The 12,639-nt window shown below is 72.6% G+C and carries 9 protein-coding genes; 4 read left to right on the forward strand and 5 right to left on the reverse strand.

Annotated features, from left to right (window positions below; genetic code table 11):
* Positions 1 to 30: 30 nt before the first annotated feature.
* Positions 31 to 315 carry a hypothetical protein gene (locus ABD831_RS21550; protein WP_344952010.1) on the reverse strand — a complete coding sequence of 95 codons (285 nt, stop codon included), beginning with the start codon at positions 313 to 315 and terminating at the stop codon, positions 31 to 33.
* A 14-nt stretch (positions 316 to 329) separates the two neighbouring features.
* Between ABD831_RS21550 and ABD831_RS21555 the strand changes: the two genes are divergently transcribed.
* The 3 genes from ABD831_RS21555 (at position 330) to mscL (ending at position 2,450) form a co-directional block, all read left to right on the forward strand.
* Positions 330 to 1,208: an S-methyl-5'-thioadenosine phosphorylase gene (locus ABD831_RS21555; RefSeq protein ID WP_344951942.1), complete on the forward strand. Its 879-nt coding sequence runs from the start codon at positions 330 to 332 to the stop codon at positions 1,206 to 1,208.
* A 185-nt stretch (positions 1,209 to 1,393) separates the two neighbouring features.
* Positions 1,394 to 1,906: an SAF domain-containing protein gene (locus ABD831_RS21560; protein WP_344951945.1), complete on the forward strand. Its 513-nt coding sequence runs from the start codon at positions 1,394 to 1,396 to the stop codon at positions 1,904 to 1,906.
* Between the two features lie 178 nt (positions 1,907 to 2,084).
* A complete protein-coding gene (gene mscL, locus ABD831_RS21565) occupies positions 2,085 to 2,450 on the forward strand; it encodes a large conductance mechanosensitive channel protein MscL (protein ID WP_344951948.1) in 366 nt (121 codons plus the stop codon).
* Between the two features lie 109 nt (positions 2,451 to 2,559).
* Here the strand turns inward: mscL and ABD831_RS21570 are convergent, their stop codons facing one another.
* The 4 genes from ABD831_RS21570 to ABD831_RS21585 all read right to left on the reverse strand — a co-directional run bounded on the left by ABD831_RS21570 (position 2,560) and on the right by ABD831_RS21585 (position 10,018).
* Positions 2,560 to 2,976, reverse strand: a complete 417-nt coding sequence (locus tag ABD831_RS21570; protein ID WP_344951951.1) for a tetratricopeptide repeat protein — start codon at positions 2,974 to 2,976, stop codon at positions 2,560 to 2,562.
* 42 nt (positions 2,977 to 3,018) lie between these two features.
* Positions 3,019 to 7,128, reverse strand: coding sequence for an AAA domain-containing protein (locus ABD831_RS21575; RefSeq protein ID WP_344951954.1), 4,110 nt, complete (start codon positions 7,126 to 7,128; stop codon positions 3,019 to 3,021).
* A 156-nt stretch (positions 7,129 to 7,284) separates the two neighbouring features.
* The gene (locus tag ABD831_RS21580; protein ID WP_344951957.1) at positions 7,285 to 9,114 is read right to left on the reverse strand and encodes a CocE/NonD family hydrolase; all 1,830 of its coding nucleotides are present in this window, start codon (positions 9,112 to 9,114) and stop codon (positions 7,285 to 7,287) included.
* Between the two features lie 79 nt (positions 9,115 to 9,193).
* Positions 9,194 to 10,018: a nucleotidyltransferase domain-containing protein gene (locus ABD831_RS21585; RefSeq protein WP_344951960.1), complete on the reverse strand. Its 825-nt coding sequence runs from the start codon at positions 10,016 to 10,018 to the stop codon at positions 9,194 to 9,196.
* A 217-nt stretch (positions 10,019 to 10,235) separates the two neighbouring features.
* On the opposite strand from ABD831_RS21585, the gene ABD831_RS21590 reads away from it, so the two are divergent.
* The gene (locus tag ABD831_RS21590; protein ID WP_344951963.1) at positions 10,236 to 12,620 is read left to right on the forward strand and encodes a heavy metal translocating P-type ATPase; all 2,385 of its coding nucleotides are present in this window, start codon (positions 10,236 to 10,238) and stop codon (positions 12,618 to 12,620) included.
* The last annotated feature ends 19 nt before the right edge of the window (positions 12,621 to 12,639 follow it).

A 12,639-nucleotide genomic window follows, 5' to 3' on the forward strand; every position in this document is an offset into this window, starting at 1 on the left:
CGTCGGCATCGCCTTCAAGGGCTCGGGTTTCTACAAGACCGACTCTCGCGCCGCGGCCAAGACCGCCTCGGCGGCGGCTGCCGGGAACGGCTCGGGCGACACAAAGAAGGACAGCGGGTCCACGACGTCGTCCGACTCGACCACCCCGTCGAGCACGTCCACCTCCTCGAGCACCTCGACGCCCTCGACCTCCTCGTCGTCCTCGTCGAGCACGTCCGGTTCGTCGACGTCGAGCACGTCGTCCACAGCCCCCTGAGCCAGGGGGACGTTGTCCCCACCCGAGGACGTATGCCGTCCGGCCGGCCGGGCGGCCACCCTAGGCTCCTGCCATGACGACAGAGCAGACGACCGTGTCCGACCCCGCAGGCTCGGGGGTGCCCTCCCCCGGCGCACGCGCCGAGATCGGCGTCATCGGCGGGTCCGGCCTCTACGAGTTCCTCGACGACTTCGAGACGGTCGACGTCGAGACGCCGTTCGGGCGTCCCAGCGACCCGCTCGTCATCGGTGAGGTCGAGGGTCGCACTGTCGCCTTCGTCGCCCGGCACGGCAAGGGCCACCGCTTCGCGCCGCACCGGGTCAACTACCGCGCGAACCTCTGGGCGCTGCGGGCCGTGGGCGTCCGCCAGATCCTCTCCCCCTGCGCCGTGGGATCGCTCAAGCCGGAGCACGGTCCGGGCACCATCGTCGTCCCGGACCAGATCGTCGACCGCACGTGGGGACGGGCGCACACGATCTACGAGGCCGAGGGTCCTGTCGTCCACGTCGGCTTCGCCGACCCCTACTGCCCCAACGGCCGCCAGGTCGCCGTCGACGCCGCCCGGCTCTCGGAGCTCCAGGTCGTGTCCGACGGCACGCTCGTCGTCATCAACGGACCGCGGTTCTCCTCGCGTGCCGAGTCGCTCATGCACCAGGACGCCGGTTTCGGCATCGTCGGCATGACGACGATGCCCGAGGCGGCCCTGGCCCGTGAGCTCGCCATGTGCTTCACGACGATCGCCATGGTCACCGACCACGACGCCGGGGTCGAGGGGGGTGACGCGGTCACCCACGACGAGGTGCTCCGAGTCTTCGCCACCAACGTCGAGCACCTCACCGGCATCCTGCGCGACGCCATCGGGCAGATGCCCGCCCACGAGCCCGACGAGACGGCGACCTGCCCGTGCCGACGGAGCCTCGACGGTCTCGAGCTGCCCTTCCCCCTCCCCTGATGACGGCGGCGCGCGCAGCCTCGCGGTGGCGCCGGGCTCGGGGCTCTGAAGGCTGGCCAGACGGTCCGAGACGCCGCCGGGCCCGACACACCCGATGGCGGCGTGGGGCGGCAGCCGGTCTCGCGGGGCTGGCGGTCCTCGTCACCGTCGGGGCCCTGCGCCCGGTCGCGGCCGGAGGGGCCGGCGTGCCGACGGTGGTCATGGTCCGTGACGTGGGCGCCGGGCAGCGACTCGGGCCCGACGACGTGGCGCTCGCGACGAGGTCCGACGGGCTACGGCCGGGGTCGGCCCTCGCGAGGGTCGAGGCGGCAGTGGGCCGTGTCGTCACCACGCCACTGACGGTGCACGACGTCGTGACGCCCGAGCGCCTGCTGGGGCCCGACCTGCTCGCGGGGCAGCCCGCGGATCGGGTCGCGATCAGCGTGCCCGTCCTCGACGCCGCCTCGATCGGGGTCAGGCCGGGCCACCACGTCGACCTCTACGCGACCGGCTCCGGGGCCCGGGCCGCGACCGACGTCGTCGTCCTCGCCGTGCACGACGCCGAGGAGTCGACCGGGCTCGGCGCCGGGGCACCGGCGCGAGTGACCCTCGCGCTCGACCCCGCGCAGGCCACCGAGGTGGCGCGTGGCCTCAGTGCTCTCGAGGCCGGGCAGAGTCTCGTCATCGCCATCCGGCACGGGTCGGGGTCCGCGCAGTAGGCTCGGAACGCCCGGAGTGTCCGTCACACGAGTCACTCTCATCGCAGCGTCGCACACGGGCCGCACCCGGGCCTCAGGCTCAGCAGAGACAGGCACGACCCTCGGGGGCGGGTCGACACCCCACCCGACCCCCGCGGCACCACACGCCCCACCTCCCGGGGCACAGGAAGGGACGCTCATGATCAAGGGTTTCAAGGATTTCCTGATGCGGGGCAACGTCGTTGACCTCGCTGTCGCGGTCGTCATCGGCACCGCGTTCGCCAAGGTCGTCGAGGCGTTCGTGGTGATCATCCTCGACCTCGTCGGCAAGATCGGCGGCAAGCCGGACTTCTCGTCCTTCAGGCCGGGCGGCGTGTCGGTCGGGCTGTTCCTGACCGCGCTCTTGAGCTTCGTCATCGTCGCCGCGGCCGTCTACTTCATGGTCGTCGTGCCGATGAACCACCTCGCGGAGCGGCGCAAGGCGGGCATCGAGCCCGAGCCCGAGGCGCCGTCCGAGGAGGTCATCCTGCTCACCGAGATCCGCGACAGCCTCCGCGCCCGCTGATCCCACGAGCGACACAGTGCCCACTCGACGTCACGTCGAGTGGGCACTTCTTGTGTCGGGTGCCCGGGTCGCCATACCCCACCCGGCCCTTCAGGCGGGGTCGGTGGGCTCAGCCGTGCTCAGCGGCCTCGCCCGGGGCGCTGCCGTAGGCCTGCGGACGCTCGTAGTCGCCGAGGATCTCGGCAAGGGCGAGCGGACGGGCAGCCTCGGCGTGACGACCGGCGCGCTGCAGCGTCCGGCCGAGCAGCAGGTGCGCGTACGAGTCGGTCGGTGACTGCTCGATGACCTGGGTCAGCGTCGCCTCGGCGCGCCCGAGCTGGGCCGACTGGAAGTAGGCGCGGGCCAGCATGAGCCGCAGGTCGGTGACCGAGTGGAGCACGGCGTCGGACCCGGTCGAGTCCGCGCGGGACGACTCGACCTCGTCGACGAGCTCGGCCAGGGCGGTGGCGGCGGCCGCGTGGTCACCCCGCTCGAAGAGACCCTGGGCCCAGGAGAGGCGCAGCGAGAACGGTGTCGTCGTGTTCATGAGCCCGTCAACGCGGGGCTGGGTCGCGGCATTCCGAGGGGTTCACTCGTAGTGCGGTGGCCGCTGCTCCTGCAGCCAGCGGTCCCCGAGGCCCGACCCGGAGGGCCGCTCCCCCCAACCGAGGTCGAGCTCGTCGCTGCTGCGGCCGAGCGCGGCGCCCGGCTCGCTCGCGTCGGTCTCGGAGGTCGCCTCGGCGGCCGCCGTGCCCTTGCGGAAGACGCGCCGGCGCTTGCGCTTCGGGGTCGGCGCGCCCGTCGACGACCCGGCGTCGGCGTCGGCCTCGCCCGACGCCGAGGCGTCGGTCGCTGCATGGGGCTCCGCGCCGACGTCGGGACCGTCCGTCGCGGGCTCGCTCGGCGCGTCCGCGTCCGCGTCGGACGAGGTCGGCTGCGGGGCGAGTGGTGGCGACGACGTGCGAGCCAGGGTCACGATGCGCGCGATCTCACGGGCGGGGTCCCGGAACACGTCCGTGCTCCACACCCGCTCGTGCACCCAGCCGAGCCGCGTGAGCTGCTCCGGCCGCAGACGGTCACGGTCGCGGGTGCTGCGCAGGGCGGCATACCGGCTCCCGTCGGTCTCGACGGCGATCAGCGCACGGCCGCGGTGGTACGGGTCCTCGACCGCGATGTCGATGCGGTGGCTTGCCGTGCCGTAGTCCTCGTGGACCGTGAGCCCGTGACGGCGGAGGCGCTCGGCGAGGTCGTGGCGCAGGGGGTCGCTCGTGGCGGTCGCCGTCGCGAAGAGGGTGTCCTCCGCTCCGGCACCACCACCGGCCTCGGCGTAGGCGAGGAAGTCACGCAGCATGAGCGCGCCCCGGGCCTTGAGCCGGCTCGGGTCGAGGTCGATGGCGCGTAGGGCCGACACGACCGTCATCCGGGAGCGGGCCCGGGTGATCGCGACGTTGAGACGACGCTCGCCGCCCTCGATGTTGAGCGGTCCGAACCGGTGCAGCACCCGCCCGTGAGGGGTCTTGCCGTAGCCGATCGACAGGATGATGGCGTCGCGCTCGTCACCCTGGACGCGTTCGAGGTTCTTGACGAAGAAGCGCTCGTCCCGGGCGTCGTCGAAGAAGGCTGCGACGTCGGGCGCGGTGCGCAGGGCCCCGGTGATCGCCTCCTCGAGCCGGTCGGCGTGCTTGATGCCGAGAGCGATGACGCCGAGCGACTCGGTGGGGCGGCTGCGGGCGTGCTCGAGGACCAGCTCGACGACGCGGGCCACCTCGCCGTCCGTCGTCTCGATGGTGTCGACGCCGGGCTGGACTACGGCCTGACCGTCGACCGGCTCGAACGTGACGGCTGAGTCGAGGGAGGTGCCCGGGAAGGTCGTGAGACGCCCGTCGTACATCGCCTCGTTGGCGAAGGCGATGAGCCGCTCGTCGCGGCTGCGGTAGTGCCACGTGAGGTTGCGGGTCGGCAGCGCCGCGGCGAGCACGTCGAGCACCGACTCGAAGCCCTCGGTCAGGGTCTCGTCGGCCGGGGCCGCCGCGTCGGACTCGTCGTCGGACACGACCGTGAAGAAGTTCGTCGGCGGGAGCTGTCTCTCGTCACCGGCGACGACCACCTGGCGGGCGCGCGAGATGGCCGAGATGGCCTGGGCGGGCTGCACCTGCGACGCCTCGTCGAAGATGACGACGTCGAACCAGCGGCCCGGCGGCAGGGTCGACGCGACGACGAGCGGGCTCATCGCCCAGCACGGCTTGATCGCCGTGAGGGTCGCCGACGCCTGGGGCATGAGGTCGCGCAGCGGCCGGTGGCGGCGGGCCTTGCCGGCCTCGGCCCGCACGAGCGCCTCGTGCGCCGGGTGGTCGGCCAGCGTCTCGCGGACGTTGCGGGCGACAGCGGCGCGCACCCGCGCGACGGTCGCCGACTGGTGCGCGCGGTCGGCCTCGGCGAACTCCGCGACGTCGCGGCGCAGGCCCGCGCCGTCGTGGGCGCCGTAGGCGGGGTCACGCACCGTGATCTCCTGCGCGAGCGAGGCCCACCACACGTGCTCGACCTCGGCCGTCACCTGGTCGGTGGGGATCCCCCGGGCTGCGAGGTCGTCGACGACGGCGCCGAGCCCGACGGCACGCAGCTCGTCGAGGGCGGTCGTGACCTGCGGCAGCACCGCGATGCGGTCGGGACGGCTCGCCAGGGCGGCGAGACGCTCCCGCAGCTCGAGCAGCGGCAGGGAGACGAGCGTCTGCCCGTCGGGACCGGGCTGGAGTCGCTCGTCGAGCCACTCGAGGTCGGCCGTGAGGTCGGCGAGCAGGGCCAGCCCCTCGTCGAGCCGGGGCGAGATCTCGGGCCGGCCGCCACCGCCGACGAGCTCGAACCAGTGCTCGCGCTGCTCGCTCGCCGACTCGAGCTCCTCGTGGAGGTTGGCGGGGGGACGCCCGGGCCGGAGCAGCCGCTTGGTCTGCTGTCGGATCTTCCAGCGGTCGAGCCAGCCCATCTCGACGTCGCGCGCCTCACGCCAGTCACGCGTCGCGGTCGCAGCGATGTGCTCCTTGAGCGGGATGTCGAACACCTCGGGCCGGAACACCTCGAGCGTCTCGCGGACACTCGACATCGTCGCGAAGGCCGACTTCCAGTCCTCGAGCGAGTTCGCTTCGGGCACACGGGACTCCGACAGGATGCGGTTGAGCTGGCGAGCCGCGTCGTCGAGTCCGCTCGTGCTGTGCCTGGTCGTGATGTCGAGCGCGCGGGACGCGTCGTCGGCGCTGAGGATGCGGGCACCGAACCACGGGTCGTCGCCGGCACGGGTCCACGCGCCGAGGCCGGCTGCATCGCGCAGGCGCCGCCCGAGCTCGACCGCACGGGTGCGGCTCAGACCGGAGAGGTCGCGGCTGCCGAGGCGCACGTGGCAGGTCGGCGGCGGGGTGCGGGTGCCGAGCTCGACGAGCGCCTCCTGCGCCTCGTGCGCCGAGACGCCCCAGGGGTCGCGCACCGCGTGGAGGGCCTGCACGTGCTGCTGCAGCCGGGCCCGGCGGTCGCGAAGGGTCGAGGTGGTGCGGTCGCTCTCCGGAGCATCGTTCTCGACGGCGGCGTCGAGGCTCCGGGCGAACTGCTGGGCCGTCGCGCGCTTGTTCGTCGGGCCGTCGTAGGCGTCGAGCACGAGGTCGCCCAGGCCGAGCCGGTCGAGGCGGCTGAGGACGGCGTCGATGGCGGCGCGCTTCTCGGCCACGAAGAGGGTCGACTTGCCCTCGGCCGCGAGCGAGGCGATGAGGTTGACGATCGTCTGCGACTTGCCCGTGCCGGGAGGTCCCTTGATGACGAGGTGGGCGCCCGCGCGGACGGCATCGATGGCCGCGTGCTGGGAGGAGTCGGCGTCGAGCACGAGGTACTCGTGCTCGGGGTCGGGGTCGGGCTCGCTGTCGGGCACGCGGAGCCGCACGGCCGCGAGCGCCGACTCGTCACCGGCGAGGGCCGCGACGACGTCATGGTCCGCGAGGCTGGCGCCCTGTAGGGCGAGGTCGGCCACCATCGGCAGCTTGGCGTAGGAGAAGGTGCCGAGCACGAGCCGCGGGGTGATCTCGAACTCGGGCACGCGCTCGCACGCGTGGCCGAGGGCGGCATACACCGGGTAGGGGTCGAAACCGTTGCCGGCGCTGGCGAGGTCGGCGAGCGCGTCGGCGTCGAGCTCGATGCCCTGCTCGGAGCGGAGGTACTCGCGCAGCACCGGGTTGAACTCGGCCTCGGGCCCGAGGTCGATCTCGAAGTCCTCCTGGGCGGCTCCGGTCGGGCGCAGCACGCACGAGCGCAGCAGCACCGGCGAGGCCGGCGGGCGCGCGGCACGCGGGACGGACCAGGTGGCCATCCCGATGGCGATGAAACCGGCCGCGATGCCGCGCTCCTCGCGCAGCTCGAGGGCCTTGGACCGGATGGCGCGCGCCCGGCGGCGGGCCTCCTCGAAGGCAGCGGGCTCGCGCATGAGGTCAGACAGCCGGGTGCGGCGGCCGGCGAGCAGCATCGAGACGCCACCGGGGTGTGCGGTCGTCAGGTCGAGCGTGCCGGAGGGCAGGTCGCGGTACCAGAGCAGCGTGTTGCGCCCGCCGAGGTCGACGAGCGTGCGCTGCCACGTCTTGACGCCAGCTGCGACGCGGTCGGCGCGCGGATCGCCCGAGGGCGACTCCGCCGGAAGGGCAGGGTCGGTCCTGAGGGCGTCGGTCATTCCAGCAGGCTAACCAACGAACCCCGGTAGACAGGCCAGCGACAGACCACCGCGCGGAGGAATCGGTGGCCGGCGGACGGCATACGCGAACGGCAGGCGCCGACGGCCGGGGTCGTCATGTCGACGACCCCGGCCTCCTCCCCCGAGCTCGGCGCGTCAGCGGCGACCCTGCGGCACGGTGAGCGGGAAGCTGCCGGGCGCGCGGTCGGCCCACGCGCTGGTGTATGCCGTCCGGTACGTCGCGAGGTAGGGCGACGGGTCTGCCTGGGTGGGGTGGTCACGCCTCGGGCTCTGCAGGTCGAGGGCGAGCGATGCCGAGCGGACGGTGATGGTCTGGCCCGACGCGGTGTCGGCCCACGACCGGGTCGTGTTGGTGCCGATGCCGACGACGAGCTGGTGGCCGCGCTCGAGGACCCAGTCGGTGGACTTGAGGTCGAAGGCGAGCCGGCCGCCGCGCACGAGCGACATCTGCTCGTCGAACATGACGGCGGCGCCGTCGGGGGCGACGTCCCAGAGCCGGACCAGGACGTTGCCCTGTCCGCTCGTGCTCATCGTGACGCGCGGGGTGCCGGTGACGCGGACGGCGGACCGGGTCGGCTTGGACCACGTGTAGTAGGCGTTGTCGTCGTCGGTCGTGCGCGGCTGGGGTCCATGGCCGCGTTCGGTCGTGACGGTGGCCGGCAGGTCGGGGGCGTTCTCCATGTCCCAGGTGCCGGTGTCGGGGGCCGCGCTGCGGGCCGCGGCCGCGGTCCGGCCCTTGTCGTCGACGTAGCGGCCGGGCTGCAGGCGCACCTCGGTCTCGCGACGGATGGCAGGCCAGGTCGACTGCGCGCGCCACGTGCCCGTGCTGTCCTCCACGGCGATGGCCGGGTCGGTGACGGCGGGCCGGATGCCCTTGAGGTGCTGGTCGTAGAAACGCATGACCTCCGCGAACCAGTCAGCGCGACCCATCCGGAGCACACCGTCCGAGCCGGTCTCGTTGCCGCGCACGTGCTCCCACTGCCCGAGCCAGCCACGCTCCTCGCCGCGGTGGTTGTCGAGGTAGGTCTCGATGTCCTCGGGTTTGGTGTTGGGCTCGATGAACCCCTGGGTGACGAAGAGCGGCACGCGCGAGCCCTTGGCCTGGGCGGCCAGGTTGCGGGCGCGCCAGTAGGCGGAGCTGGGGTCGGGGTCCTGCGTGTCGGTGAGGTTGTCGGCGAAGCACTCGGGGTGCGACACCTCGTAGGCGGCGTTGGCCTTGTACCTCGCCGAGTCGTCGGGCATCCCCTGGATGCCGGCGATGGAGTTGTACGCGCGCGGCGTGCCGAGATAGTTCGGGCGGCGCACGCCGTTGCTGTAGAGGTAGTTGTACATGTCCCAGACCGGCTCCTGGGCCACGACGGCCTCGAGTCCGGCGGGTGCGAGGTTGGCTCCCACGAGTCCGGTCGAGGCGTCGTAGGACTTGCCGTAAAGCCCGACCCTGCCCGTCGACCACGGCTGGCTCGAGGACCAGTCGACGGCGGCCTTGACGTCGGCCTGCTCACCGGGGCCGACCCAGTCGAGGCAGCCGGTGGACCCGCCGAAGCCGCGCAGGTCGACCATGACGACGGTGTAGCCGCGGGCCATGAGGTCGGCACCCTCGATGAGGTCGTTGAACCGCTCCGACGGCCCGGTGCCTGTGAAGCCGTCGTCACCGGTCTGGCCACGGTGCGCGAAGTAGGGGCCGACCGAGAGGATCACCGGGGTGCGGGCACCCGCCGGGAGGTTGGCCGGGCGCAGGACGTCGGCGTGCAGCTCGACGCCGCTCCGGTCCGAGCTGGGGAAGTACTCCTCCGACCAGAGCGCACCCTCCGGCACGCGTGGGTTGTCCTCGTGCGACACGGGAGCGCCGGGCGCGGGGATCGGATCAGCCTGCGCCGCAAGGGGCGTCACGAGCGGCGCAGCGAGTGCCGCAGTCGAGGTGAGGGCGGCGGCGGCAAGGATCGACAGACTTCGGGAACGAGACATGGCGTCCCTCTCGGTTCGGCGTCACTGGACTTCGACGCTAAATCGGGACAAACCACCCTGCAACCGGAGATTTCGGGGATCAGCCCGGTCGCAACGCCGAACGGGTCGCGGCCACCGAACCGGACACGGACTCGACCGCGGCACGAAGCGAATCCTCCGTGGCGCCCAGGGAGCCGAGGGCCAGCGCAGCGTCCCGCGAGAACCCCGCGGGCGTGCGCGGCAACGAGGCGACCGCAGGCACCAGGCCCTTCTCGTTCGTCACCCACCGGCCGGCGTCCGCGTGGAGGGCGTGGGCGCAGAGCAGGATCGCTCTCGAGAGCGCGGACGACACGTAGGCGGTGTCCCCTCGGGCCGCACCCTTCCCGGCCGCCACGACCAGGAAGTCCGCCTCCCAGAGGGCGCCGACCATCGCGTCGCGAAGCGAGCGTGGGTATGCCGTCACGGTCGACCGCAGGGACGCGAGCCGACCCGACGGGTCGGCGAGGACGACGCCGAGAGCCAGCTCGCCGGCATACGACACGTCGAGGAAGCCGAGCGGGTGACCCGCCTGCTGATGGAAGGCGAACTCTCCACGGGACGCCCGATCCGCCTGCGCGGCAACGCGATCGATGTCACGAAGGATCCAGTCGACGGCGGTTCCGTCCACCTTGAGCCAGCCCCCGGCATCCACCCACGGACCCCACGAGCCGGGCTCGCCCACGGTGATGTCGCGCCCCGACCAGCGGCTCGCGAGACGGGTCAGGGTGGCGGTGTCGGGCGCCCCCTCGTAGTAGACGCCGAGGTCGACGTCCGAGGACGGGAGGGCGTCGCCCCTCGCCCGGCTGCCGCCGAGCACGACGCCGACGACACCGCTGACGCCTGTCAGCTCGTCGGCCATCCGGCGCAGCGTCTCCTCGGAGATCATCGAGCCCGGCCCATGGCGGGGACGTTACCGGAGCCCCGCTCGAGCCGCCCGGAACCCGAACCCGTGCCCTCACCCTCCGCACGGGCGGTAGCCCACACCCCCGGACCGCGTCGATGAGGCGTGGGTTGGCCGGGTCGGCGCCGACCCACGCCGCGGTTTCACGGACCGAGTGGTCGATGGACCTTGCGCAGATACCCCATGGGGGTATGCTGAAGGAATGGACAAGATCAGCGACACCCGCATTTCCTCGACGGGCTCGCTGGTGCAGGACCCCGTCTGCGGCATGGACGTCGACCCCGCCACCAGCGAGAACCACCTGGAGCTGGACGGCCACGACTACTACTTCTGCTCGGCGGGCTGTCTCGCGACGTTCGAGGCCGACCCCACGGCATACCTCGGCGGTGCACCTCGACCCGAGCAGCGTCCGGTCGGCGGCCACGACGGCCACGACGGCCACGGCCACCAGGCCGACGCGTCTGCCGTCGGGGACGTCGCGGAGTGGACGTGTCCGATGCACCCGGAGATCCGGCAGCCGGGACCGGGCACGTGCCCCATCTGCGGGATGGCCCTCGAACCCGTCATGGTGACGGCGGACAGCGGGCCCAACCCCGAGCTGGCCGACATGACGCGGCGGTTCAAGGTGGCCGTGGCGCTAACCATCCCCGTGCTCATCCTGTCGATGGGCCGCGACCTGGTCCCGGCCCTGCACGACGCCATCCCCTCGACCGTCGCCACCTGGGCCCAGCTCATCCTCGCGACCCCGGTCGTGCTGTGGGCGGGCTGGCCGTTCTTCCAGCGCGGCTGGACCTCCGTCCGCACGATGAAGCTGAACATGTTCACCCTCATCGCGATGGGCACCGGCGTGGCGTGGCTGTTCAGCGTCGTCGCGACCGTCGCACCCCAGCTGTTCCCCGAGGCCTTCCGGATGGACGGCGCCGTCGCGGTCTACTTCGAGGCCGCTGCCGTCATCACCACGCTCGTGCTGCTCGGGCAGGTGCTCGAGCTGCGCGCCCGCGAGAGCACCTCCGGCGCCATCCGCGCCCTGCTCGACCTCACCCCGAAGACCGCCCACCGAGTGGCCGCGGACGGGAGCGAGAGCGACGTCACCCTCGACCTCGTCCAGGTCGGCGACCTGCTGCGCGTCCGTCCCGGTGAGTCCGTCCCCGTCGACGGCGCGGTGCAGGAAGGGCGATCGACCCTGGACGAGTCCATGGTGACCGGCGAGTCGATGCCGGTGACCAAGCAGGCCGGTGACGCCGTCATCGGCGGCACGGTGAACCAGACCGGTTCGCTCGTCATCCGGGCCGAGAAGGTCGGACGGGACACGATGCTGGCCCGCATCGTGCAGATGGTCGCCGACGCCCAGCGATCCCGTGCGCCGATCCAGCGTCTCGCCGATCGCGTCTCCGCCGTCTTCGTGCCCGCGGTCATCGTGGCGGCGCTCGTCGCGTTCGTCGTCTGGGCCACCGTGGGACCCGAACCGCGACTCGCGAACGCCCTTGTCGTGGCCGTCAGCGTCCTGATCATCGCCTGCCCCTGCGCCCTCGGGCTGGCCACGCCGGTGTCCATCATGGTCGGCGTGGGGCGCGGCGCGACCCTCGGCGTCCTCATCAAGAACGCTGAGGCTCTCGAGCTCTTGGAGAAGGTCGACACCCTCGTCGTCGACAAGACCGGCACACTCACCCAGGGCCGCCCCTCCGTCACCCACGTCTCCGCAGCCGAGGGCTCGGACGAGAACGAGGTCCTGCGCCTGGCCGCCGCCGTCGAGCGCGCCAGTGAGCACCCGCTCGGACTCGCCGTCGTGCGAGCCGCCGGCGAAGCCGGCCTGAGCGTCCCTGCGGTCGACGACTTCGACGCTCCCGTCGGCAAGGGCGTCACCGGCACCGTCGAGGGACGACGGGTCCTGGTGGGCAGCAAGACGTTCCTGACCGGTCACGGCCTGGAGACGGCCGCCATGGACGCCGAGGCGGACCGGCTGCGCGCCGACGGCGCCAGCGCCGTCTACGTCGCGGTCGGAGGCCACGTCGCGGGCGTGCTCGCCATCGCCGACCCCGTCAAGGAGACCACCCCCGCCGCGCTCAAGGCACTGCGAGACGAGGGCATCGACGTGGTCATGCTCACCGGCGACAACCAGGTCACGGCCGACGCGGTCGCCCGCAGCCTGGGCATCGACCGCGTCCAGGCCGAGGTCCTCCCCGACCACAAGAGCGACGTCGTCAACGCGCTGCGCGCCGAGGGCCGGGTCGTGGCCATGGCCGGCGACGGCGTCAACGACGCCCCCGCCCTGACCGCCGCCGACGTCGGCATCGCCATGAGCACCGGCACCGACGTGGCCATCGAGAGCGCCGGCGTGACCCTTCTCAAGGGCGACCTGACCGGCATCGTCCGGGCACGGGCCCTGTCGGAGGCCACCATGTCGAACATCCGCCAGAACCTGGTGTTCGCCTTCATCTACAACGCCGCCGGGATCCCCCTCGCGGCCGGAGTCCTATACCCGGCGTTCGGCCTGCTGCTCTCGCCGATGATCGCCGCGGCTGCCATGGCGCTCTCCTCGGTGAGCGTCATCGGCAACGCCCTGCGGCTGCGCACCCAGAAGCTGTAGCGAGCCGTTGGGGTGGTGT

This window comes from Terrabacter ginsenosidimutans (assembly GCF_039539425.1).
Lineage (GTDB): Bacteria > Actinomycetota > Actinomycetes > Actinomycetales > Dermatophilaceae > Terrabacter > Terrabacter ginsenosidimutans.

Bases quoted from the DNA above. Each gene is read 5' to 3' on its own strand.
- ABD831_RS21555 (WP_344951942.1), top strand. From the start codon at position 330: ATGACGACAGAGCAGACGACCGTGTCCGACCCCGCAGGCTCGGGGGTG.
- mscL (WP_344951948.1), top strand. From the start codon at position 2,085: ATGATCAAGGGTTTCAAGGATTTCCTGATGCGGGGCAACGTCGTTGAC.
- ABD831_RS21570 (WP_344951951.1), bottom strand. From the start codon at position 2,976: ATGAACACGACGACACCGTTCTCGCTGCGCCTCTCCTGGGCCCAGGGT.
- ABD831_RS21575 (WP_344951954.1), bottom strand. From the start codon at position 7,128: ATGACCGACGCCCTCAGGACCGACCCTGCCCTTCCGGCGGAGTCGCCC.
- ABD831_RS21580 (WP_344951957.1), bottom strand. From the start codon at position 9,114: ATGTCTCGTTCCCGAAGTCTGTCGATCCTTGCCGCCGCCGCCCTCACC.
- ABD831_RS21585 (WP_344951960.1), bottom strand. From the start codon at position 10,018: ATGATCTCCGAGGAGACGCTGCGCCGGATGGCCGACGAGCTGACAGGC.
- ABD831_RS21590 (WP_344951963.1), top strand. From the start codon at position 10,236: ATGGACAAGATCAGCGACACCCGCATTTCCTCGACGGGCTCGCTGGTG.